This window comes from Marinospirillum sp. (assembly GCF_014859565.1).
Window position 1 is genome coordinate 1 of the sequence record NZ_JACUUA010000007.1, and the last position, 20924, is coordinate 20924.

Below are 20924 nucleotides of genomic sequence, written 5' to 3' on the forward strand. Positions count from 1 at the left end.
TGAGGAGCTTTGCAACTACGGTGCTATTGCATCATGAAACTGTCTGAACCATTGTGAGGGTTAAGTTATGAAAAAGAAACTGGCACAGTTTGATGCTGCCGAGTACCTCGACAACGAAGAGGTTATAGCGGAGTACCTGAACACGGCTCTTGAAGACGAAAATCCTGATGTTTTTCTTGTTGCCATTAGCGACGTCGCCAAGTCGCGTGGTATGGCGCAACTTGCCAAAGATACAGGCTTGGGTCGTGAAAGCCTTTACAAGGCGCTGGCGCCTGGCGCAAAACCACGCTATGACACTATATTGAAACTGATCCGCGCCCTTGGTGTGGAGTTGCACGCTACGCCAGCGCACAAGTAAGTGCAGGCCAACTCTAACCAATCGCATCACGTCGCCGTTAATGATGCAGATGTGTGTGTAATGTTATCCATGAACAGTAAAGACATCATCAAGAAGCTGAAGATTCTTGCTTGCCTTGACCGCACCTGTTAACTGGTGCTATTAATGGTGCTCAAGCGTTGACTGGGTAATTGTTATGCAAGTGAAATTTTCCGAGGATGTTGTTCCTCTATCAGACCTGAAGATCAATCCCGGAAAGGTGGTTGGTCGAGCGCAGGAGACACATCGTCCAATCCTGCTGACCAGTCGAGGTCGCGGCATTGCTGTTGTTCAGGGGCTAGAGGATTATGAGAGAACCACAGAGGAATTGCGGTTTGTAAAGGCGGTGGTGCAGGGGCTTATGGATGTTCGTGATGGCAACACCCTGTCGTTAGAGGATGCCAGGAAAGCGCTGGGCATCAAGTAAATGGAATTACGCATTGCACAGTCTGCTCTTGAGGACTTACTGGCCATTCAGGAGTACTACAGAGAGCTGGATGCGCCACATATCGGTGATGATTTCGTGACTGCTATTCTGGAGCATAGCGAAATGCTTCAACTCCACCCTGATGCTGGCCGAGTTGTTCCTGAATTTAACCTGGATCATATTCGCGAATTGATTCACACACCATTTCGGGTTGTCTACTTCAGGCAGGCCAAAGAAGTTTTGCTTATCCGAGTCTGGCGGAGCGAGAGGCAACTTAAGTTGCCAGATAACAAAATATAATCTCTATTCAGGGTATAGATATATTTTTTAATCGTGTGGGAATAGGCAAACCTGCACCACTAAAGGTGAATTTAGCTGGCTTTTGGTCTCGTCGAATAGATGATACGAACAGGTTGGTGTATGCATAGGCACTTCGTGCTATGCGCATGGCCATGCGTACGCAAGACTTTAACCATGGCTGTCTAGCAGGCTCTATCCGCTCACTGCTTTGGAAACACCTTGTCGTCTTGCAGTACAAAGGTGACCTTGTCGAGTTCGTGATTCACTTCATACTTTTTACCAGCAATGATGATCTGGGTGCCGGGGTAGGCGCGGCGGTTGACGGTGATTCTGGCGGCATAAAAGCGTTTTAATTCACTTTCCGCCAGGCTGATGCGGGTGTTGAGTTCTCTTTGTCTGGCCTGGATGTTTTCCTTGGTCTGAATCAGTTTGTCTTTCATTTTGATCATCTGCTGGCGACCTTGCTGGCGGGTTTTGCGTGTCATCTCCAGTAGTTTGTATTTTTGATCTTCAATCTGGTTGAGTTTAGCCAATAACTCGGTATAGGTTTCCTGCTGCTGGGCGCATTCACCTACTTCCAGTTCCATTTCGCTGTAGGCCACCGCGCCGCAGGTGTTCAGTTCGATGTAGTCCACGGCTTTCAGGCGACCACCCACCGCCTGCCCCTTGCCAAGGATTTGAATGTAGTTGCCGGCCACCAGGCTGGAGTGCATGACCTGATTATTGATAATAATTTCTTGTCCGGCTTCCAGCATGGCTTCGTGGGCAAAACGTGCCTTGATGCTGCATTCGGCTTTTAAGGCGGCTTTTTCGGATAGGTACTGGGCATCCTTGTGCCCGATGGCACCACCGAGCAGTTCAATATGACCACCGGCTTTAATAAAGGCAGCATCCACACCGCCACCGATTTTGATATCACCGGTGGCAACCACTTGCATGCCGTCGCGGACATCCCCCTTGATTTCGATGCTGCCGCGATAACGGATATGACCAGTTTCCACATCCACCTGGTTGATTTTTAATACCTGCTCAATCTGGGCACCCTTGTCATACAGCACCGGCATACCGGCAACAGCTGAAACCAGCAGGTTTTCATCACTATCAGCAACCTTTACCGTGGCATCCTTGATTTTAAATTGCAGATCCTTGCCATCTTTGGCACGAACGGTTTTGCCGGTGACTGTCCAGCCGGGTTTGCCTTTGGTGGGGGGGTAGCGGCGCAGCAGTGGGGTATCTTCTTCAATAAAAGGAAAGTCACCTTTTTCCAGAAAGTTGACTCTGCCATGTTCATCTTTAATGGGGCGACGGTCAGAGGCATCCTTGATCAGGGTTTCAATTCTTCCATCAACACCGGCTTCGTGGCCTTCGCCATAAGCAATAACGGTGCAGTACACCTGATCGGTGTTTCTCAGTTCTTCGGCTAGTTTAGGGCTGAGCAGTTGTTCCAGTGCGTCATCCAGCAGCCCGCGTGTGACTTTGGATTTTTTTAACAGCTGATCCAGTTTGCTGCGATCTATCGACGCACCGCGCCCCTGGGCACCGTGCAGCACCATACCGGCCAGCAGTTTGTTGGGACTGACAAAAACATCCAGATGCGCATCAGTGGGAATGCTGACACAGACTTCGCGGGGATCACGGCGGCGTACGGCATCCAGCAATACAGCAACCGCTTCACCGATCAGTGGAAAATCCTCTGGCAGAAAGTCTGCCTGATAAGTCAGGTAGGCAAATTGTTCTTTGCTCAGCTCTCGGGTGGTGTCCAGCGGATTAAACTCCACCCAGAGTTCGTTGTTGTCTTTCAGGTGATAAGCCAGCCCCAAATCCAATGCTGAGGGCAGTTCCGTTGAGCTGTTAGTTTCACTGGCTTGTTTCTTGTCCATATATCCACCTTGTTCAAAACTGTAGACAACAAAATTAACATGATTTTGAAATGCTTTAAATAAGGTCCACAAACCCTGCTTCGGCGGTTTTTTTTGTTTAAGCTACACTGGGATCACTATTCAATATAAGGAGCACCTCATGAATCCAGAAGTTGAAGCCTTCTTTGATCAGGATACCTATACCTACAGTTATCTACTGCGTGACCCACAAAACAACTCTTGTGCACTGGTGGATTCGGTGCTGGACTTTGATCCTGCTTCCGGCAATACCGGCACAAGCAGTGCTGATCAGTTGATTGCCAGAGTTCGGGAGCTGGATTTAACTGTGGAATGGATTCTGGAAACCCACGTTCATGCTGATCATTTGTCTGCTGCGCCCTATTTAAAAAGCAAGCTGGGCGGAAAGCTCGGCATTGGTGCTGAAATTATCCAAGTGCAGCAGGTGTTTGCCAACTTGTTTAACACTGGTGCTGACTTTGCACGTGATGGTAGCCAGTTTGACCGGCTGTTTGTTGATGGTGATGTGTTTAATATCGGGCAACTGCAGTGCCGAGTGATACACACTCCGGGTCATACACCGGCCTGTCTGACTTATCTGATCGGTGATGCAGGGTTTGTGGGTGACACCCTGTTTATGCCGGATTATGGTACGGCTCGTTGTGATTTTCCCGGTGGTAATGCCGCCATCCTGTATCATTCCATCCAGAAAATTTTTGCCCTGCCGGATACAACACGCTTGTTTATGTGTCATGACTATCTGGCACCGGGGCGTGATGAGTATCAATATGAAACCAGCGTGGCGGAAGAAAAAGCCAATAACATTCATGTGGGTGGCGGTAAAACGGCAGAGGAGTTTATCAAAATGCGAACTGAACGGGATGCAACCCTGGCGATGCCGCATCTGATTCTGCCTTCGGTGCAGATCAACATGCGTGCCGGACAGTTTCCTCCACCGGAGGCTAATGGTGTAAGCTATCTCAAACTTCCCCTGAATCAGTTTAAATAAGGAGCCTGTTATGGCTGAATTACCTGCAATGCGTCAACTGGAAGAAAATCTGCGTACCTGTGGTCAACTGACTACTGGCCAGATTCGTGAACTGGCTGCCGAAGGTGTAAAAACCCTGATTTTTAACCGCCCTGATCATGAAGAAGCGGATCAGCCCAGCACCCTTGAACTGCAAGCGCTGGCTGAGTCACTGGGTATGCAGTGGGTACACCAGCCGGTGGTTTCCGGGCAGGTGACGGATGAACAGGGTGTTGAGTTTGGTCGTATTTATGCCGCAGCACCCAAGCCGGTAGTGGCTTTTTGTCGGACGGGTGCACGTTGTGGATGCCTCTGGGCACTGAGCCGTAAGGATCAACAGCCCGGTCAGGAGCTGGTTGCACAGCTGCAGAAAGCAGGGTTTGATCTGCCTGATTTTTTCAAGCGCCTGACCAGCTGATTGCGGAGTTCGACACCCAGCATGAAGCAACACGGAGCAGATTTCAAAACACTGCAAGGCACGGCCATGCAGCAGGGTTTGTGGGGTCTGTTCCGACACCGCATTTATAATTTGGCGATGTTGCGTCAGGATGCCACTGCTGCGCTGATTGTCAGTCTGCTGCTGATACCCCAGAGCTTGGCCTATGCCCTGCTAGCCGGCCTGCCACTGCAAGCCGGCTTGTATGCCAGCATTCTGCCTGCTATGGCTTATGCCCTGTTTGGCACCAGCGGGGTATTGGCCGTTGGGCCGGTGGCCATCACCTCCCTGCTGACGTTTAGTGCACTCAGTCCGCTGGCAATGCCGGGTAGTGCTGAGTATGTGGCACTGGCTATTTTGCTGGCACTTTTATCCGGTGGCTGTTTGTTGCTGATGGGTGCGCTGCGGATGGGTTTTCTGGCTAACTTTTTAAGCCATCCCGTCATGTCGGCATTTGTTAGTGCTTCAGCTTTGATTATTCTGCTGGGGCAGTTAAAAGGTGTGACTGGCATCCCGCTGCAGAGCGGCACCCTGCAAACTCTGCTGCTGAGTTTTTATCATGGGATGGGAACTCTGCATCTGAACACCCTGTTGCTGAGCAGTTTTTTTCTGGCTTTTCTTTACTGGGCCAGGCACTCCATGGCTGGATTGCTAATGAAGTATGGCCTGTCACAGTCTGCTGCCAATCTGACTTCACGCATGGCTCCCATGCTGTTGTTGCTGGTCGCTACTGCCGGAGTGGCTTTTTTTAAGCTGGATCAGGCTGGAATCAAAGTAGTGGGCGAGCTACCTATTGGTTTACCGCTGTTGCAGCTGCCGAGCATCACAGCGGAAGTGCTGCTGTTGCTGTTACCTATGGCCGTGATGATCAGTCTGGTGGGTTTTGCTGAATCGGTTGCCATTGCCCGCACCTTTGCTGCCCGTCGCCGTCAGCAGGTTAATTCCAATCGTGAGTTACTGGGGTTAGGTGTTGCCAATCTGGCTGCGGGGCTGTCGGCCAGTTTTCCTGTCACGGGTGGATTGTCCCGTAGCGTCGTGAATCATGATGCTGGGTCCATCACCCCCATGGCCAGCATCCTCACCGGACTGGGCATGTTGTTGGTGTTGTTTTTTCTGACTGGCTGGCTGTATTACTTGCCACAGGCGATGTTATCCGCAGTAATCATGGTTGCCGTCTTTTCACTGATTGACTGGAAACAGCTGCCCTATTTGTGGCGTTACAGTCGTGGTGATGCACTGGCCTGGCTGGCAACCGCGATGGGGGTGCTGTTTCTGGGTATCGAGCTGGGGTTGATGCTGGGTGTAATGGTGTCACTGGCCAGTTGGCTGGCAAAAAACAGTCGCCCGCATGTGGCGGTGGTGGGTCGCTTGCCCGGCACGGAGCATTACCGCAATGTACAGCGTTATGATGTTGAGCTGCATCCGAGCATTCTGTCACTGCGGATTGATGAAAGTCTGATGTTTGCCAATGCTCAGGAAGTGGAACAACGGGTGCTGGATGAAGTTGGACAACGTCCGGAATTACAACATGTCATTCTGATGGGTTCCGGCATCAATCACATTGATGCCAGTGGTGTGGAAGTGCTGGAGCAGCTGAACCGCCTGTTAAAAGAGCAGGGAGTGTTATTGCACCTATCCGAGATCAAAGGGCCGGTGCTGGATCGCCTGAAGCTGATTGATTTTCCGAAACACCTGACCGGGCAGGTGTTTCTGACTCAGCATCAGGCAATGCAGGCATTAAGCTGATTTTAGTACATCAGGGTGTACAGTCTGCGCCGTGAAGACACCACCAGCGGGTTGCCTTCACCCAGGAGCGCAAAGACTTCCAACAGGGTTTTGTGGGCAACACCTTCTTCGTAAGCCCGATCATCACGCAACAGATTCAGCAGTAACTCCAGTGCTGTTTCATAGTTGGCCTGCACCAGTGCAGCCATGGCTTTCAGGTAACGGGCTTCGCTGTCATCCCGATCAACCAGTGTTGTCAGCAGCTCAGCAGAGGGTGCTTTTTCAACAAACTGCAATCCGGCAATCAGACCTTTTACTTCCGGGCGAGCCTTGTCGGCATCCGGCAGTTGATCCAGTACCGAACGAGCATCAGCAGATAAGTTTTTCTGCAGTAATACCCTGGCCAGTTCAATCTGCAGGTCGATGTCATCTGGCAATTGGCTGATAGCCTGTTGCAGCAGTGTCTGAGCCTGATCCAGATCACCTTCTCCCACCAGCTGTTTGATCTGATCTTTAAAGGCTTCCACCGGATTGGTGAGGTGTTGTTTCAGGAAGGTCCGTACTTCACTTTCCGGTTTGGCGCCATTAAATTGATCAACCAGCTGCCCCTGACTCACCAGCATCACGGTGGGCACACTGCGTACCTGAAACTGTGCGGCTAGCTCCGGCTGTTCTTCAATATTGATTTTGGCAAGGATGAACTGACCGTTGAATTCATGAGCCAGTTTGGTGAGCACAGGCATCAAAGCTTTGCAGGGGGCACACCAGTCCGCCCAGAAGTCGATCAGAATCGGCTGCTGCATCGAGCCTTCAAGGATCACCTGCTGAAAGTTTTCCAAGGTGATGTCAATAATATGCGGAGAGCTGCTCATGAGGTTTCCTGTACCGGCAAAACAAAAGGGTTGCAGGAAATATGGGGGCTGGCAGGCTAAATATCAAGCCCCGTTATACTGTTGCGGGTAGGTTTAACGCCGTTTCCAGGGTCTGGCATTAAAATCTTGTGGTGGTGGCTGATTGGAATTGGGTGCGGCATTGTCACGCACATCACGAAAATCACGGCCAAAGGTGGCAGCCGGTTTGTTGACGGGTTCTTTTGAGTGGCTGGCTTCCGGTTTTTTCACGCTGCGCTTGGCGGCATTGATGGCGTGAGTGGCAGACTCGGCGCTGATGCGTTTGACCAAGCTGTAACCCTGACGTTCAAAACGATCACAAATCCACTGCTGCCCCTGTACCCCTGCCCAGAGTGGCAATAGGCTGATTCCGGCAAGGGATGAGAGCATCACCAGTGGCATATTCAGCATGGCACCGGCTATTGCGCCACCAATCATCATCAGAAAACCAAAAAAAAGCACAAAAGCCTTGCCCCAGAGGCTGTTGGCAGCGGCCCAGAGAAAACTGGCAAGAAAGGCGCTCACGCTGAAGCCAACGGGTACAGCTTGGTAGCCTTTGCTTTTATGGTTATAAACGCGAAAAACCTGCATCCTTTGCCTTCTGGTTGCGTGTTGATTAACCGAACAATTATCCATAATTGATGTTGGTTTATTCCAGTACACTTGAGTAACAACTTGTTGCTTGCACGATCCTTGTGCAGGCGCGAGAGCATCAGGCATCAATACGTTTGTATTTCATGCGCCTTGGAGTGTCGTTGCCCACTCGTTTTTTGTGATCTTCTTCGTATTCCTGATAGTTGCCTTCAAAGAACACCACTTTTGAGTCACCCTCATAAGCCAGAATGTGGGTGGCAATACGATCCAGGAACCAGCGGTCGTGCGAAATGACCAGTGCACAGCCGGGGAAAGCCAGCAGTGCATCTTCAAGTGCACGCAGGGTTTCCACATCCAGATCGTTAGACGGTTCGTCCAGTAGCAGCAGGTTGGCACCCTGCTTCAGAGTCAGTGCCAAATGCAGACGTCCGCGTTCACCACCAGAGAGATCACCAACACGTTTTTGCTGATCGTTGCCCTTGAAGTTAAAACGACCAACATAAGCACGGGATGGCATTTCAACGTTGCCAACTTTCAGGGTGTCGGCTCCACCGGATACAGCTTCCCAGACGGTTTTTTTATCTTCCAGACCTTCGCGTGACTGGTCAACGGTCGCCAGTTGTACGGTGTCACCAATCACCACTTCACCACTGTCAGGCTGCTCTTTGCCACTGATCAGTTTGAACAGGGTGGACTTACCGGCACCGTTACCACCAACAACACCCACAATAGCGCCTTTAGGGATGGCAAAGTCAAGGTTTTCAAACAGCAGATTGCCGCCAAAACCCTTGCTGACGTTGTGAAATTCAATAACCTTGTCACCCAGGCGAGGTCCGGGCGGAATATAGATTTCATTGGTTTCGTTGCGCTTCTGGAATTCCTGACTGGAGAGCTCTTCAAACTGCTTCAGACGCGCCTTGGATTTGGATTGACGACCCTTGGCACCCTGACGCACCCACTCCAGTTCCTGTTGTACTGCCTTGCGGTGAGCACTTTCCTGTTTGGATTCCTGTTCCAGGCGGTTTTGTTTGGCTTCCAGCCAGTTGGAGTAGTTGCCTTCAAAAGGAATGCCCATGCCGCGATCCAGCTCCAGAATCCAGCCAGCCACGTTATCGAGGAAATAACGGTCGTGGGTGATGGCAACCACAGTGCCGGGGTAGTCGTGCAGGAAGCGTTCCAGCCAAGCGACGGATTCGGCGTCCAGGTGGTTGGTGGGTTCGTCCAGCAGCAGCATGTCCGGGCCGGACAGCAGCAGTCGGCAAAGAGCCACGCGGCGTTTTTCACCGCCAGACAGGTTGCCTACTTTGGCATCCCATTCCGGCAGGCGCAGGGCATCCGCAGCTACTTCCAGCTTACGTTCAAGGTTGTGGGCATCTGCGGCCTGAATAATATTTTCCAGTCGTGCCTGTTCAGCAGCCAGAGCATCAAAATCAGCATCCGGGTCAGCATAAGCAGCATAGACTTCTTCCAGTTTTGCCTGAGCCTCTTTAACTACGGACAGAGATTCTTCAATCACTTCACGAACGGTTTTTTCTGCATCCAGCTCGGGTTCCTGAGGTAGGTAACCGACATTAATGCCCGGCATGGGGCGGGCTTCGCCGTTAATTTCGGTGTCAATTCCGGCCATGATGCGCAGCAGGGTGGATTTACCCGAACCATTCAGACCCAGAACACCAATTTTTGCGCCGGGGAAAAAAGACAGTGAAATATCCTTGAGGATTTCACGTTTCGGGGGAACGGTTTTGCCGACCCGGTGCATGCTGTAAACATATTGTGCCATGGCAGAACAACAACTCCTGAACTGATTTTGATGGTGTAAATACTGGCAGCATGATAGAAGCAGCGGCCTTGGAAAGCCAGCCTGAAAAAAACTCCTCACCGGCATTGAATTTTTTCATGTGAACACCAGGGCAGACTAAGGTAAAATGCCCGCCTTGAATTTTTGCCCTTTTATTCCTCCCACCACGCCGGGGTAGCCATGTTTAGCCGTAAATCCAAACTTGCCGAATTTGATGCCGATCTCTGGTCTGCCATGCAGGCTGAGGTACAGCGCCAGGAAGATCATATCGAACTGATCGCCTCAGAAAACTACACCAGCCCAGCGGTGATGGAAGCTCAGGGCACCCAGCTGACCAACAAGTACGCTGAGGGTTATCCCGGCAAGCGTTATTATGGCGGTTGTGAGCATGTTGATGTGGTGGAGCAACTAGCCATAGATCGTGCCTGTGAACTCTTTGGTGCCACCTATGCCAACGTGCAGCCGCACTCTGGCTCTCAGGCCAACTCTGCCGTATTCCTGGCGCTGGTCAAGGCCGGTGATACCGTGCTGGGCATGAGTCTGGCTGAAGGTGGTCACCTGACTCACGGTGCCAAGCCAAACTTTTCCGGCAAGCTGTACAATGCTGTGCAGTATGGTCTGAATGCGGACACCGGCGAAATTGATTACGCCGAAGTGGAGCGTCTGGCGGTTGAACACCAGCCAAAAATGATCATTGCCGGTTTTTCTGCCTACTCCAAGATTGTTGACTGGGCTAAATTCCGTGAAATCGCTGACAAGGTCGGTGCTTACCTGTTTGTGGACATGGCACACGTGGCCGGCCTGGTGGCTGCCGGTGTTTATCCCAGCCCGATGAAACACGCCCACGTTGTCACCACCACCACTCACAAAACCCTGCGCGGCCCGCGTGGGGGTCTGATTCTGTCGGCCTGTGGTGATGAAGACATCTATAAAAAGCTGAACTCTGCGGTATTCCCCGGTGGTCAGGGTGGCCCGCTGATGCACGTGATTGCGGCCAAGGCAGTTTGTTTCAAAGAAGCCATGAGTGCAGAATTTAAAGCCTACCAACAGCAGGTGGTGAAAAACGCCCAGGCCATGTCCGGTGTGATGATTCAGCGTGGTTATGATGTGGTGTCCAATGGCACAGAAGATCACCTGTTCCTGTTAAGCCTGATCAGCAAGGGTCTGACGGGTAAGGATGCTGATGCTGCACTGGGTGCTGCTCACATCACCGTGAACAAAAATGCGGTTCCCAAAGATCCACAAAGCCCGTTTGTGACCTCCGGTCTGCGTATTGGTACTCCGGCTGTGACCACTCGTGGTTTTAAAGAAGCAGAATGTACCGAGCTGGCTGGCTGGATCTGTGACATTCTGGATGACATTAGTAATACCGCCACACAGGAAGGTGTTAAGCAGAAGGTTGCTGCACTCTGCGCACGTTTTCCGGTGTATCAGGACTGAGGTGTAACCCGAGGCAGCAGCCATGCATTGTCCTTTTTGTGGTGCGCAGGACACAAAGGTGAACGACTCCCGTCTGGTTGCCAATGGTGACCAGGTGCGGCGTCGCCGTGAGTGCCTGTCCTGTGGTGAGCGTTTCACCACCTATGAAACAGCAGAGCTGCTGATGCCTCGGGTGATCAAGCGGGATGGTTCCCGCGAGGCGTTTGAAGAGTCCAAATTGCGTGCCGGTTTACAGCGGGCGCTGGAAAAGCGTCCGGTGGATACTGAAGCACTGGAATCCGCATTGGAGCGCATTCGCCAGCAGCTACGCGCCAGTGGTGAACGTGAAGTGCCTTCCATGATGATTGGTGAGCTGGTGATGCAGCAGTTAAAGCAGCTGGATCAGGTGGCTTACATACGTTTTGCTTCTGTTTACCGCCAGTTCAAGGATCTCAAAGAGTTCCGTGCTGAAATAGACCAGCTGGCTGCTGACCCTTCATCAATATCTTCCTCCGGCAAGTAACTTGCCGGATTCTTGGGTTTAACCACTGGGATATAAACTTGACTGCTGTACAACCCCAGAGCTTCTCCGCCGAACACATGGCACTGGCAATCCGGTTGGCGCGTCAGGGCTGGTACACTACCCGCCCCAATCCTCGTGTAGGTTGTGTGCTGGTGTGTGCTGGTGAAGTGGTTGGACAGGGTGCACACCTCAAAGCTGGTGAACCCCATGCCGAAATCCATGCTCTGCGTCAGGCTGGTGAATTGGCTCGGGGTGCAGATGCTTATGTGACACTGGAGCCCTGCAGTCATTATGGGCGTACACCACCCTGTGCAGATGCCCTGATTGAGGCGGGAGTTAAACGGGTTTGTGTGGCTCAGTTGGACAGCAATCCGCAGGTGGCCGGACGTGGGCTGCAAAAGCTGCGAGATGCCGGTTTGTATGTGGAGCAGGGTTTGCTGGAAGCTGATGCGCGTGAGTTGAATCCGGGTTTTTTCAGACGTATGAGTCAGGGTTTGCCGCGTGTGACCATCAAACTGGCCATGAGTCTGGATGGTCGCACTGCCATGGCCTCTGGTGAATCCCAGTGGATTACCGGCGCTGAAGCGCGGCAGGATGTACAGCATCTGCGAGCCGCCAGCTGTGCCATTATCACCGGTGCAGATTCAGTGATCAGTGATAACAGCCGTCTGACGGTGCGTGAACCATCACTGACGGATTTATATGGCTTTACCCAGCCGCTAAGAGTCATTACTGACTCACAACTGCGGGTTGCAACAACAGCGGCCATTTTTAAGCAGCCGGGCTCTACACTGCTGGTCACGCGAGAAGCCACAGCGCTGGCACAACCGGAAAAAATTCTTGCCCTGCAGCAAGCAGGGGCAGAAGTGCTGCTGCAAGCCGGTGAAACCCATCCGCTGGATTTATTACAGCTGCTGCAGACACTGGCGCAGCGAGGTTGCAACGAGGTGCTGGTGGAGGCGGGTGCACAGCTGGCGGGGGCATTTTTACAGACGGGTCTGGTACAGGAGTTACGTCTTTATATGGCTCCATTGCTTCTGGGTGATGCTGCACGTGGATTATTGCATTTGCCGGGACTGGATCAACTGGTGGATGCACCTCGACTGACCGTCCGTGATATTCGTGCAGTCGGCCAGGATTGGCGCTTTATTATTGAGCCGCAGGGGCTATCCTGATACCAGTGCCGCAAAGTGTTAAGCTGGTCACTGCTGATATAGAGGACATCATGGTTTTAAATACAATCGAAGAAATTATTGAAGACATCCGTCAGGGCAAGATGGTTATTCTGATGGACGATGAAGATCGCGAGAATGAAGGTGATCTGATTATTGCGGCAGAAAAAGTCCGTCCGGAAGACATCAACTTCATGGCGCGTCATGCCTGTGGTCTGATCTGCCTGACACTGACTTCAGAACGCTGTGATCAGCTGGATCTGCCGCTGATGGTGGATCGTAATGGTGCCCAGTTCTCCACCAATTTCACCCTCTCCATCGAGGCTGCGGAAGGGGTGACCACCGGTATTTCTGCGGCTGATCGTGCCCATACCGTACAGGTGGCGGTGGCGCGTAACGCCAAACCTGCCGACATCGTGCAGCCGGGGCATATTTTCCCGCTGCGTGCCCAGCGCGGTGGTGTGTTGCAACGTGCGGGTCATACCGAGGCCGGTTGTGATCTGGCTTGGTTGGCTGGTTGTGAACCTGCCTCGGTGATTGTTGAAATCATGAATGATGACGGCACCATGGCGCGACGTCCGGATCTGGAAAAATTTGCTGAAAAACACAAGCTTAAAATTGGCACCATTGCGGATCTGATCCACTACCGGGTAGTGAATGAAGCCACCGTTCGCAAGGGTGACAGTTATGAGTTGCAGACTGGTCATGGCACCTTTCAGGTCACTTCTTTCCATGATGATGTGCAGGGCGGTACCCACCTGGCGCTGATGATGGGTCAGCCTCAGATGGATCGTCCAACGCTGGTGCGTGTGCATCAAGCCGATACCTTCCGGGATTTGCTGGATGGCCGTGTACAGGATAAAAGTAGCTGGAGCCTGCACCGATCCATGGCGTGTATCGCTGAAGAAGGTGAAGGTGTGGTGGTGTTGCTGGATAACTCTGCCCCCAAACCTTCGCTGGAAGTGCAGTTGCGGCATTTTCTGGGGCTGGAGCGTGAAGCCCGCACCAGCGCCAAAGATGGTGCAGGTACTTATCTGACCATCGGTACCGGTGCTCAGATATTGCGTGAAATTGGGGTAGGCAAGATGCGCTTGTTATCCTCACCGTTAAAATTTGGCGCACTATCCGGTTTCGATCTGGAAATCGTAGAAACCCTGAGTGTAGAAGATTACGAAGCAACCCTTCTGAATAACAGCTAAAGAGATACTGGATATGCAAGAGATTAAACAAACCGAAGGACAACTGCACGCAGCCAAGGGTCAGTTCGTACTGGTGGTCGGTCGCTTCAACAGCTTTGTGGTGGAAAGTCTGGTATCTGGCGCTGTGGATACCCTGCGTCGCCATGGTGTGACTGCGGATCAGATAGAAATTGTACGTGCTCCCGGTGCCTGGGAGCTGCCACTGGCGGCTAAAAAAGTGCTGCAGACCCGTAAACCGGCGGCGGTGATTGTGCTGGGTGCGGTAATCCGTGGTGGTACTCCGCATTTTGAATATGTGGCTGGTGAATGCAACTCAGCACTGAGCCGTTTGATGATGGAGTTTGAAACTCCGATTGCCAATGGAGTATTAACAGTCAATTCCATTGAGCAAGCGGTGGAACGTTCCGGCACCAAAATGGGTAACAAAGGCATTGAAGCCGCAGATGCGGCACTGGAAATGGTTAATCTGCTGAACACGCTGGGGAATTAAGATGGGCTCAGGAAAAACCCGTAAACCCTCACGCAGTGTTGCACGCAGTGCCGCGCGTCAGCTGACTCTGCAAGCACTCTATCAATGGCAGGTCAGTGGTAATCCCATGAACCTAGTTGAGGCGCATATTCGTGCGGCACTGCCGGATGATAAACTGGAACCGCATGAAGATATTACTGAGGTTCTGAAAAAAGCAGACTTGGCCTACTTTCACGAAATGGCACAGGCCATTCCCCGCCAACAACAGCAACTGGATGAAAGTTTTGCGCCCTTCCTGGATCGACGGGTGAATGAACTCGATCCGATAGAGCTGGCCATTATACGTCTGGGCAGCTATGAACTCAGTCAACGGCTGGATGTACCCTACCGGGTGATCATCAACGAAGCCGTGGAGCTGGCCAAGCGTTTTGGTGGCACCGATAGCCACAAATACGTCAATGGCATCCTCGACAAACTGGCACAGCGGGTTCGTGCTGCAGAAATTCAGGCGCGTCGCAGCGCTCAAGGCTAAGACCCATGGATGAATTTGCCCTGATCAACCGCTGGTTCACCGGCATCGGACCTCAGCTGCCGGAGGTGGTTGCCGGCATCGGTGATGACTGCGCCCTGCTGCAGTTACAACCCGGTGAACAACTGGCGTTGTCCATTGATACTTCCGTGGTTGATCGGCATTTTCCGGCACAGGCTGATCCCTGGGCGATTGGTTGGCGGGCATTGGCAGTGGCTCTGTCGGATTTGGCGGCCATGGGTGCCAGGCCGGTGGGCTTTACCTTGGCAATCAGCCTGCCAGAAGTGAATGAACCCTGGCTGGATGCCTTCAGTCAGGGACTGCGGGCGCTGGCTGATGCGGCACAATGTCCCCTGATTGGTGGTGATACGACCAAAGGGCCATTGACCATCAGTGTGCAGGTACAGGGTGTTGTCAGTCCATCTCATGTCTGGAAGCGCTCCACTGCTCGCAGTGGTGATGTGATTGCCTTGCTTGGCACCGTGGGGCTCGCGCATGCTGGTTTACGCCTGATGTTAGAGCAACCGGATCGCGCCAAAAATCGCTCTGACTGGAATTCACTGGAGCAAGCCTACATGCTGCCCCAACCGCTGCTGATAGAAGCTCAACGGCTGATGCAGGGCACACGGGTGACTGCCGCCATGGATATCTCTGATGGGCTGCTGGTGGATTTACAACATCTACTGGCTGCATCTGCATTGGGTGCTGAGCTGGATCTGAATGCTCTGGTGCTGGATGCCGGTCTGATAGAACAGTTGGGTGAGGAGGGTGCCATGGATGCAGCCTTGCACGGTGGTGATGATTACGCTTTGCTGCTGACTCTTGATGAACAGGATTTTGCTCTGGCACGTAGCCTCTGCCCAGGCTTGCAGATGATCGGGCGTTGTGTGTCCGGTGCCGGAATCCGCACACCTGAAGGCAAGGTGCTGGAACCCCGTGGATACAATCATTTTTCTGCCAGTGAAAACAACTCATGAATAAAGCTCCTGCCAGTGTCTGGCGAAACCCGATCCATTTTCTGGCTTTTGGTCTGGGCAGTGGTGCCTCACCCTGGGCACCGGGCACCATGGGTACAGTGGCAGCCGTGCCCCTGTATTTCCTGATTGCCCAGTTATCCCTGCCTTTTTATCTGCTGGTGCTACTGGTCAGTTTTGTATTGGGTTGTTGGTTATGTGGACGAACCTCGGCAGATCTTGGCGTACATGATCACAGTGGTATTGTCTGGGATGAGTTTGTTGGCTACTGGCTGACCATGCTGGCCTTGCCAGTGAGCCTGGGTTGGGCACTGGCTGGATTTGTGCTGTTTCGTTTTTTTGACATCATCAAACCCTGGCCAATTGGCTGGGTGGACAAGCGTGTACACGGTGGTTTTGGAATTATGCTGGATGATGTGCTGGCCGCAGTTTATGCCGCGCTGATCCTGCACTCGTTTTATTATTTCTTGGGTTGAACGGAGTTTTGATGAAAAAGTTTTTGTGGATTTTATTACTGGTGCTGCTGGTTGCCGGAGTCGCAGCCAGTATTACCACTGGCCGAATGTTCCATGCCGAGCTGCAGAAAGTCACCACTGAATCGGTACGTGATCCACGTATTGAGCTGGTGTTGAATGAGGTGGAGGAAGGTTTGTTCAGTTCATCCGGCCAACAAACCCTGGCCATGAATCTGGATGCAGAAACCCGACTGCTGATTGAAACCCGCTGGCAGGCTAGTCATTTACCCGGTTGGTTGAATTTTAACGGTGATGTCAATCTAAAAGCAGAATCCTTACAGGATGGTGAGACCATTGACCTGTTGCAGGAACTGGGCATAACCCCGCTGACTTACGTCGGTAAAGCAGACTGGAACAAAGCCACTTATCGCCTGGTGCTGGAGCCTTTTAACCTGCAAGAGGCAGGTGTGCTGCTGGAGTCATCCGGTCTGGTGCATGAAGGGGTGTATCACTACACAGGCCAGCAAGTTGGACAGCTGCGCATGGATCACCTCCAAGCTCGCGGACAGGGTTATAACACCAGTAATCTGGATCTCGCTGGCCTTTTGATGACCTTTGAACAGCGGGTGGATTATCCCTGGTCTAAAGGACAGATTGAGCTGACTTTTGAATCACTGGACTTTAGTGGTTCACAGGGCAATGTGCAGATCAACAAACCTTTATGGCAGTTGCAACTGGATTTCACTAAAAAGGCATTTGATCTGCTGATGAAGCTGGATCTTGGTGAGGTGACCAGTGATGGCAAGTCACTTGCAGCGGGTCGGCTGACATTAAGAACAAAACAGTTGGATGGTCAGGCTATGGCAGATCTGCTGGAGCAAATGGATGGGCAGATGGGTTTTGACCCGCTGAGTGAATCTCAGAATCAGGCCTTGCTGGCAACGACTGATCGTCTGCTGGCTAGTTCGCCGCAGCTACTGCTGGAGCAGCTGGAATTCAGCTTAAAAGCACCCATGGAATTCGATCAAAAGGTTCATGGCTCACTGAGTTTTGATGGCACCAATTTACCAACCGACTATCTGTTGCAACTGAGTTTAGGTCAGTTGGGTACGGAAGACTTTTTCAGCCGAGTAAGACTGGAGCTGGTTTTTGATCAAATCAACCCGATTTTACTGCTGATGCTGGGTATTCCGCCTTATATGGTTGATAATCCCGATCAGGAGCAGCACCTGCTGCTGGAAAATGGTGAGCTAAGGCTGAATGGTCAGCTAATGCCGTTGTAATACAGGCTCTGAATGTAAAAACCGCCAACAGTCAGACTGCTGGCGGTTTTTTGTTAATGAAGCGACCAGAGCGTGTCAGTCATCATCATCAAAGTTAAAATCATCTTCGAGCTGTTTGCGCAGCCTGCGCTCTTCTAACATGGCTTCAATCATCCGGCGTTTGGCAATCGGTGAACTGTCACGGTTTGTCATGCCATCTTTACCACTGATATCAGCATTATATTCGTCATCATTGACCGCAGCTTCAAAGACATCTTCGTCAACAAAAGAGGCTTCTTCACGACCCATGGCTCAGGCAACTCCAGTTAGTTTGCATATCCAGTTACTTTGCATACAGGAGCTATATAGGTGTTTTTTGTGATGAAAACAAGAAAATTTTATTTATGGCTGTATCAGTTTTTCTCAAGAGCCTGACGCAGCTGCATCAATTCTGTGACATCCTTTTGCACACCAATAAAATACGTCAGCTGATCCGCGTCATCAAAAACCGGTGTAATGGATAGTTCATTCCAGAACATGGAGCCATCTTTACGATAATTACGCACAATTTCCCGGCAAGGTTGATTGTTTTTAATGGCGTTGCGAATTTTATCCAATGTGGACTGGTCACGATCATCACCCTGTAAAAAACGGCAATCCTGATAAAGAATTTCATCTGCAGCGTAACCAGTGAGGCGCTCAAAGCCCTTGTTGACATAAATCAGGATGTTTTCGTCACCTTCCTGTTCGGCAATAACAATACCGTCCTGGGATTCGTTCACAACCCGCTCCAGTAGTTCGGGGTTAATAATGGGTTTGGGGTTCATGGTGATCTTCTTTTGTTGTCTGCTGTTGGTGCAACTATGCAGGCTGGTGGCATAAATATCAATTGTGCGGGGGGCGGGGATGTTAAATAGCAGAAGCCAGATTAACTGGCTTCTGCTGGAGTGATTATGGCCGAATCAGGAAACGGCCATAACCTGCAAGGGTAACTCTTCATCTTCGGATATGCCTAGTAGGGAGCGCATGTCGGCAGGGTTGCTGAGTAGATTTTGCAGGGTGTACTGATCCAGCACTGCCAGAAAAGCCTCTTGTGCTTTCTGTATCATCGGCTTGAGCTCACAAGCGCCGGTGATTGGACAGGTGAGTTTTTTACAGTCCACCACTTCAAGGGTGGTTTCAAAATCTCGTACCAGATAACCGAGGTTAACACTGCCTGGCTCGCGCTCTAAGCGCAGGCCACCGTACTTGCCCCGTACCGTCTGGACATAGTCCATCTGACCCAGCTTGTGGACAATTTTCATCAGGTGGTTGCGTGAAATATCAAAGTGATAAGCAATATCACTGATAGTCACCAGGCGGTCATCCTGCTGGATGCCGAGAAACATCATGACACGAATAGCATAATCAGTCTGACGGGTTAGCTGCATGGTTTTTTCCTTCGTGGATAACAGACCCAGAACCCGGGTTCCTTTTAAGGTTACAGATCAAAAGACCTACTTGAAAACTCAGATCATCATAGCAGGCTTGCTAATTTGCGCTGTGAGTAAATACAGCTAAATAGTTCCTGCTCTTAACTGGATGTAAAATTTGAGAGAGCACATATTTCCAATGTTTACCCAGAATTGCTTTTTACTGTCTTCAGTCGCTGTATTCCGACGCACGCAGTGATCGAGTCAGCTCGTCCAGCTGATTGGCGAGCTGCTCACGGGTTTCATTCACGGTAGTTGCCATGGCGACTTCAATCAGCACTTCCAGTTCAGCAAAGTGTTTTGCGCCGATGTGATCACGGCCACTCTGACTGAGCTTTTCACTAAAAGCCGCAACAACTCGCTGGGCATGTTTCAGGTGTTCCCGACTCATTTTTGAGCACCTCGGTATCAGATATTTGGGTTAGAAAGCACTTCGGAAGCACTGGCAACCAGCAGTGGGTCAGGCTCACCAACTACGGCATCATCACGATTGGCATAAGGGATGCTGGCAAGTAATTTACGCATTCCGGCCAGGCGTGCACGCTTTTTATCATCCGACTTGATCACTGTCCAAGGTGATTGCCCCTTGTGGGTATGCAGGAACATGGCCTCTTTGGCACGACTGTAATCATCCCATTTATCCAGGGATGCAAGATCCACAGGGGAGAGTTTCCACTGTTTGAGTGGGTCTTCCCGACGTGCCATAAAACGGCGGAACTGCTCTTTGCGTGATACGGAAAACCAAAACTTGAACAAACGAATACCGCTGTCTGCCAGCATTTGTTCAAACACCGGGGTTTGGTGCAAAAATTGTACATACTCTTCCTGGCTGCAGAACCCCATGACTCGCTCAACACCGGCACGGTTGTACCAAGAGCGGTCAAATAGCACAATTTCACCAGCTGCCGGCAGGTGCTGAATATAACGTTGGAAATACCACTGGCTGCGTTCACGCTCTGTGGGTTTTTCCAGTGCTACCACGTGTGCACCACGTGGATTCAGGTGCTCCATCATGCGTTTGATGGTGCCACCTTTACCGGCGGCATCACGACCTTCAAACAGGATCACCACCCGCTCGCCTTCATCTTTGATCCAGCGCTGCATTTTTAATAATTCAATTTGCAACAGGCGTTTTTCCGCCTCGTATTCACGGGTGGTGATTTTTTTCTTGTAGGGGTAGTTAGTGGCATCAAAAGCCGCTTCAGCAGACTTGCTGAGCTTGTCGGCAGCAGTGGGCTGCGGGATAGGTAACGATTGTTCCGGGCTGGGCGCTGTTGATTCAGCAGCAAGATCCGGAGCGGTGTTTTCCGGGGTGGCGAATTCTGTCATTCTAGACCTCCTGTTGTCATGCCAGAAAAGTACACCTTAATTCAACAGGGGTTTTAACTCAACCCAGACTGTTTCAAGGATTCTTGACTGGGCTTCCGCTGTAGGATGCAGTCCATCCTGTTGCATTAGTGCAGGGTTATCAGCTACCCCTTCAAGTAGAAATGGCACCAGGGGTAACTGATGTTGTTTTGCCAGCTGTGGGTAGATTTGTTCAAATTGTTGCAGGTAACGCGGCCCATAATTAGGTGGCAGCAGGATGCCCAGTAGCAGAACTTCTGCCCCGGCTTGCTGGCTCAGCTGTATCATCTGATTCAGGTTGACGGTGATGCGCTGGGGTGGTTGTCCGCGCAAGCCATCATTGGCTCCCAGCTCCAGTAGAACAATCTGCGGCTGGTGTTGTCTCAGCAGTTCAGGTAGACGCGTGAGTCCACCTCCGGTTGTTTCACCGCTGACTGAGGCATTCACCACCCGCCAGGCGTAACCCTGTTGTTGCAAGCGCTGTTCCAGCAGGCTGACCCAGCCACGGTCTGCAGGCAAGTTATAAGCAGCACTAAGGCTGTCACCCATTACCATCAGCAGCGGTTGCTGGCTGGCCAGAGTTGCAGAAATCGGTAACACCAGCAGCAAACAGAAAATAACTTTTTTGAGTGACAGCAGTTTTTTATTCATCC

25 protein-coding genes and 1 pseudogene are annotated in these 20924 nt (G+C 51.5%); 16 read left to right on the forward strand and 10 right to left on the reverse strand.

The features are described from left to right. Window positions 1–67 precede the first annotated feature (67 nt). The 4 genes and pseudogenes from IBX50_RS02195 to IBX50_RS02210 form a co-directional block, all read left to right on the forward strand. Window positions 68–358: an addiction module antidote protein gene (locus tag IBX50_RS02195; protein WP_292252964.1), complete on the forward strand. Its 291-nt coding sequence runs from the start codon at window positions 68–70 to the stop codon at window positions 356–358. Window positions 359–533: 175 nt separating this feature from the next. Next, the gene (locus IBX50_RS02200) at window positions 534–803 is read left to right on the forward strand and encodes a type II toxin-antitoxin system Phd/YefM family antitoxin (protein WP_292252965.1); all 270 of its coding nucleotides are present in this window, start codon (window positions 534–536) and stop codon (window positions 801–803) included. Further along, window positions 804–1103 carry a type II toxin-antitoxin system RelE/ParE family toxin gene (locus IBX50_RS02205; protein WP_292252966.1) on the forward strand — a complete coding sequence of 100 codons (300 nt, stop codon included), beginning with the start codon at window positions 804–806 and terminating at the stop codon, window positions 1101–1103. A gap of 38 nt (window positions 1104–1141) precedes the next feature. Beyond that, window positions 1142–1231 (forward strand): annotated as a pseudogene (locus IBX50_RS02210) (type II toxin-antitoxin system YoeB family toxin); the annotation flags it as partial. A 72-nt stretch (window positions 1232–1303) separates the two neighbouring features. Here the strand turns inward: IBX50_RS02210 and IBX50_RS02215 are convergent. Continuing rightward, on the reverse strand, window positions 1304–2983 hold the full coding sequence (locus IBX50_RS02215) for a DUF342 domain-containing protein (protein ID WP_292252968.1): 1680 nt from the start codon (window positions 2981–2983) through the stop codon (window positions 1304–1306). A gap of 139 nt (window positions 2984–3122) precedes the next feature. Here IBX50_RS02215 and IBX50_RS02220 point away from each other — a divergent pair, with 139 nt between their 5' ends. From IBX50_RS02220 to sulP, 3 genes are read left to right on the forward strand one after another with little or no spacing between them, the layout of a single operon-like run. Then, window positions 3123–3989: an MBL fold metallo-hydrolase gene (locus IBX50_RS02220; protein ID WP_292252969.1), complete on the forward strand. Its 867-nt coding sequence runs from the start codon at window positions 3123–3125 to the stop codon at window positions 3987–3989. A gap of 10 nt (window positions 3990–3999) precedes the next feature. Next, the gene (locus IBX50_RS02225; protein WP_292252970.1) at window positions 4000–4425 is read left to right on the forward strand and encodes a TIGR01244 family sulfur transferase; all 426 of its coding nucleotides are present in this window, start codon (window positions 4000–4002) and stop codon (window positions 4423–4425) included. Between the two features lie 21 nt (window positions 4426–4446). Continuing rightward, window positions 4447–6189, forward strand: coding sequence for a SulP family inorganic anion transporter (sulP, locus tag IBX50_RS02230; RefSeq protein WP_292252971.1), 1743 nt, complete (start codon window positions 4447–4449; stop codon window positions 6187–6189). A gap of 2 nt (window positions 6190–6191) precedes the next feature. On the opposite strand, the gene trxA is transcribed toward sulP, so the two are convergent. From trxA to ettA, 3 genes are all read right to left on the reverse strand, one after another. Then, window positions 6192–7040: a thioredoxin gene (gene trxA, locus IBX50_RS02235; RefSeq protein ID WP_292252973.1), complete on the reverse strand. Its 849-nt coding sequence runs from the start codon at window positions 7038–7040 to the stop codon at window positions 6192–6194. A gap of 93 nt (window positions 7041–7133) precedes the next feature. Further along, window positions 7134–7649 carry a hypothetical protein gene (locus IBX50_RS02240; RefSeq protein WP_292252974.1) on the reverse strand — a complete coding sequence of 172 codons (516 nt, stop codon included), beginning with the start codon at window positions 7647–7649 and terminating at the stop codon, window positions 7134–7136. A gap of 121 nt (window positions 7650–7770) precedes the next feature. Beyond that, window positions 7771–9432: an energy-dependent translational throttle protein EttA gene (ettA, locus tag IBX50_RS02245; RefSeq protein ID WP_292252975.1), complete on the reverse strand. Its 1662-nt coding sequence runs from the start codon at window positions 9430–9432 to the stop codon at window positions 7771–7773. Window positions 9433–9630: 198 nt separating this feature from the next. Here ettA and glyA point away from each other — a divergent pair, with 198 nt between their 5' ends. From glyA to IBX50_RS02290, 9 genes are read left to right on the forward strand one after another with little or no spacing between them, the layout of a single operon-like run. After that, window positions 9631–10890, forward strand: a complete 1260-nt coding sequence (gene glyA / locus IBX50_RS02250) for a serine hydroxymethyltransferase (RefSeq protein ID WP_292252976.1) — start codon at window positions 9631–9633, stop codon at window positions 10888–10890. A gap of 22 nt (window positions 10891–10912) precedes the next feature. Then, window positions 10913–11392, forward strand: coding sequence for a transcriptional regulator NrdR (gene nrdR, locus IBX50_RS02255; protein ID WP_292252978.1), 480 nt, complete (start codon window positions 10913–10915; stop codon window positions 11390–11392). 38 nt (window positions 11393–11430) lie between these two features. Further along, window positions 11431–12567 carry a bifunctional diaminohydroxyphosphoribosylaminopyrimidine deaminase/5-amino-6-(5-phosphoribosylamino)uracil reductase RibD gene (ribD, locus tag IBX50_RS02260; protein ID WP_366930685.1) on the forward strand — a complete coding sequence of 379 codons (1137 nt, stop codon included), beginning with the start codon at window positions 11431–11433 and terminating at the stop codon, window positions 12565–12567. A 50-nt stretch (window positions 12568–12617) separates the two neighbouring features. Then, on the forward strand, window positions 12618–13763 hold the full coding sequence (gene ribBA, locus IBX50_RS02265; RefSeq protein WP_292252980.1) for a bifunctional 3,4-dihydroxy-2-butanone-4-phosphate synthase/GTP cyclohydrolase II: 1146 nt from the start codon (window positions 12618–12620) through the stop codon (window positions 13761–13763). A gap of 13 nt (window positions 13764–13776) precedes the next feature. After that, window positions 13777–14253: a 6,7-dimethyl-8-ribityllumazine synthase gene (gene ribE, locus IBX50_RS02270; protein ID WP_292252981.1), complete on the forward strand. Its 477-nt coding sequence runs from the start codon at window positions 13777–13779 to the stop codon at window positions 14251–14253. A gap of 1 nt (window position 14254) precedes the next feature. Further along, window positions 14255–14764, forward strand: coding sequence for a transcription antitermination factor NusB (gene nusB, locus IBX50_RS02275; RefSeq protein ID WP_292252983.1), 510 nt, complete (start codon window positions 14255–14257; stop codon window positions 14762–14764). Between the two features lie 5 nt (window positions 14765–14769). Beyond that, on the forward strand, window positions 14770–15738 hold the full coding sequence (gene thiL, locus IBX50_RS02280) for a thiamine-phosphate kinase (protein WP_292252984.1): 969 nt from the start codon (window positions 14770–14772) through the stop codon (window positions 15736–15738). Continuing rightward, a complete protein-coding gene (locus IBX50_RS02285; RefSeq protein WP_292252985.1) occupies window positions 15735–16211 on the forward strand; it encodes a phosphatidylglycerophosphatase A in 477 nt (158 codons plus the stop codon). The genes thiL and IBX50_RS02285 overlap by 4 nt, the downstream gene beginning before the upstream one ends. Before the next feature lie 11 nt (window positions 16212–16222). After that, window positions 16223–17473 (forward strand): DUF945 family protein, encoded by a 1251-nt coding sequence (locus IBX50_RS02290; RefSeq protein ID WP_292252987.1) that lies wholly within the window; start codon window positions 16223–16225, stop codon window positions 17471–17473. A 75-nt stretch (window positions 17474–17548) separates the two neighbouring features. Here the strand turns inward: IBX50_RS02290 and IBX50_RS02295 are convergent, their stop codons facing one another. The 6 genes from IBX50_RS02295 to IBX50_RS02320 all read right to left on the reverse strand — a co-directional run bounded on the left by IBX50_RS02295 (window position 17549) and on the right by IBX50_RS02320 (window position 20922). Further along, on the reverse strand, window positions 17549–17761 hold the full coding sequence (locus tag IBX50_RS02295; protein ID WP_292252989.1) for a PA3496 family putative envelope integrity protein: 213 nt from the start codon (window positions 17759–17761) through the stop codon (window positions 17549–17551). Window positions 17762–17865: 104 nt separating this feature from the next. Beyond that, the gene (locus IBX50_RS02300; RefSeq protein WP_292252990.1) at window positions 17866–18279 is read right to left on the reverse strand and encodes a PAS domain-containing protein; all 414 of its coding nucleotides are present in this window, start codon (window positions 18277–18279) and stop codon (window positions 17866–17868) included. A gap of 135 nt (window positions 18280–18414) precedes the next feature. After that, window positions 18415–18882, reverse strand: coding sequence for an Rrf2 family transcriptional regulator (locus tag IBX50_RS02305; RefSeq protein WP_292252992.1), 468 nt, complete (start codon window positions 18880–18882; stop codon window positions 18415–18417). Between the two features lie 211 nt (window positions 18883–19093). Then, window positions 19094–19315 carry a hypothetical protein gene (locus tag IBX50_RS02310; RefSeq protein ID WP_292252993.1) on the reverse strand — a complete coding sequence of 74 codons (222 nt, stop codon included), beginning with the start codon at window positions 19313–19315 and terminating at the stop codon, window positions 19094–19096. 17 nt (window positions 19316–19332) lie between these two features. Next, window positions 19333–20253, reverse strand: a complete 921-nt coding sequence (ppk2, locus tag IBX50_RS02315) for a polyphosphate kinase 2 (RefSeq protein ID WP_292252994.1) — start codon at window positions 20251–20253, stop codon at window positions 19333–19335. A gap of 36 nt (window positions 20254–20289) precedes the next feature. Continuing rightward, window positions 20290–20922: an arylesterase gene (locus IBX50_RS02320; protein WP_292252995.1), complete on the reverse strand. Its 633-nt coding sequence runs from the start codon at window positions 20920–20922 to the stop codon at window positions 20290–20292. Window positions 20923–20924: the final 2 nt, after the last annotated feature.

Excerpts from the sequence above, each read along its gene's own strand:
- IBX50_RS02310 (WP_292252993.1), bottom strand. The coding sequence starts at position 19,315 with ATGAGTCGGGAACACCTGAAACATGCCCAGCGAGTTGTTGCGGCTTTT.
- IBX50_RS02290 (WP_292252987.1), top strand. The coding sequence starts at position 16,223 with ATGAAAAAGTTTTTGTGGATTTTATTACTGGTGCTGCTGGTTGCCGGA.
- nusB (WP_292252983.1), top strand. The coding sequence starts at position 14,255 with ATGGGCTCAGGAAAAACCCGTAAACCCTCACGCAGTGTTGCACGCAGT.
- IBX50_RS02295 (WP_292252989.1), bottom strand. The coding sequence starts at position 17,761 with ATGGGTCGTGAAGAAGCCTCTTTTGTTGACGAAGATGTCTTTGAAGCT.
- ribE (WP_292252981.1), top strand. The coding sequence starts at position 13,777 with ATGCAAGAGATTAAACAAACCGAAGGACAACTGCACGCAGCCAAGGGT.
- thiL (WP_292252984.1), top strand. The coding sequence starts at position 14,770 with ATGGATGAATTTGCCCTGATCAACCGCTGGTTCACCGGCATCGGACCT.
- IBX50_RS02200 (WP_292252965.1), top strand. The coding sequence starts at position 534 with ATGCAAGTGAAATTTTCCGAGGATGTTGTTCCTCTATCAGACCTGAAG.
- ettA (WP_292252975.1), bottom strand. The coding sequence starts at position 9,432 with ATGGCACAATATGTTTACAGCATGCACCGGGTCGGCAAAACCGTTCCC.
- ribBA (WP_292252980.1), top strand. The coding sequence starts at position 12,618 with ATGGTTTTAAATACAATCGAAGAAATTATTGAAGACATCCGTCAGGGC.
- IBX50_RS02240 (WP_292252974.1), bottom strand. The coding sequence starts at position 7,649 with ATGCAGGTTTTTCGCGTTTATAACCATAAAAGCAAAGGCTACCAAGCT.
- glyA (WP_292252976.1), top strand. The coding sequence starts at position 9,631 with ATGTTTAGCCGTAAATCCAAACTTGCCGAATTTGATGCCGATCTCTGG.
- IBX50_RS02320 (WP_292252995.1), bottom strand. The coding sequence starts at position 20,922 with ATGAATAAAAAACTGCTGTCACTCAAAAAAGTTATTTTCTGTTTGCTG.
- trxA (WP_292252973.1), bottom strand. The coding sequence starts at position 7,040 with ATGAGCAGCTCTCCGCATATTATTGACATCACCTTGGAAAACTTTCAG.
- IBX50_RS02215 (WP_292252968.1), bottom strand. The coding sequence starts at position 2,983 with ATGGACAAGAAACAAGCCAGTGAAACTAACAGCTCAACGGAACTGCCC.
- IBX50_RS02225 (WP_292252970.1), top strand. The coding sequence starts at position 4,000 with ATGGCTGAATTACCTGCAATGCGTCAACTGGAAGAAAATCTGCGTACC.
- IBX50_RS02195 (WP_292252964.1), top strand. The coding sequence starts at position 68 with ATGAAAAAGAAACTGGCACAGTTTGATGCTGCCGAGTACCTCGACAAC.
- ppk2 (WP_292252994.1), bottom strand. The coding sequence starts at position 20,253 with ATGACAGAATTCGCCACCCCGGAAAACACCGCTCCGGATCTTGCTGCT.
- IBX50_RS02305 (WP_292252992.1), bottom strand. The coding sequence starts at position 18,882 with ATGCAGCTAACCCGTCAGACTGATTATGCTATTCGTGTCATGATGTTT.
- sulP (WP_292252971.1), top strand. The coding sequence starts at position 4,447 with ATGAAGCAACACGGAGCAGATTTCAAAACACTGCAAGGCACGGCCATG.
- IBX50_RS02285 (WP_292252985.1), top strand. The coding sequence starts at position 15,735 with ATGAATAAAGCTCCTGCCAGTGTCTGGCGAAACCCGATCCATTTTCTG.
- IBX50_RS02300 (WP_292252990.1), bottom strand. The coding sequence starts at position 18,279 with ATGAACCCCAAACCCATTATTAACCCCGAACTACTGGAGCGGGTTGTG.
- nrdR (WP_292252978.1), top strand. The coding sequence starts at position 10,913 with ATGCATTGTCCTTTTTGTGGTGCGCAGGACACAAAGGTGAACGACTCC.
- IBX50_RS02205 (WP_292252966.1), top strand. The coding sequence starts at position 804 with ATGGAATTACGCATTGCACAGTCTGCTCTTGAGGACTTACTGGCCATT.
- IBX50_RS02220 (WP_292252969.1), top strand. The coding sequence starts at position 3,123 with ATGAATCCAGAAGTTGAAGCCTTCTTTGATCAGGATACCTATACCTAC.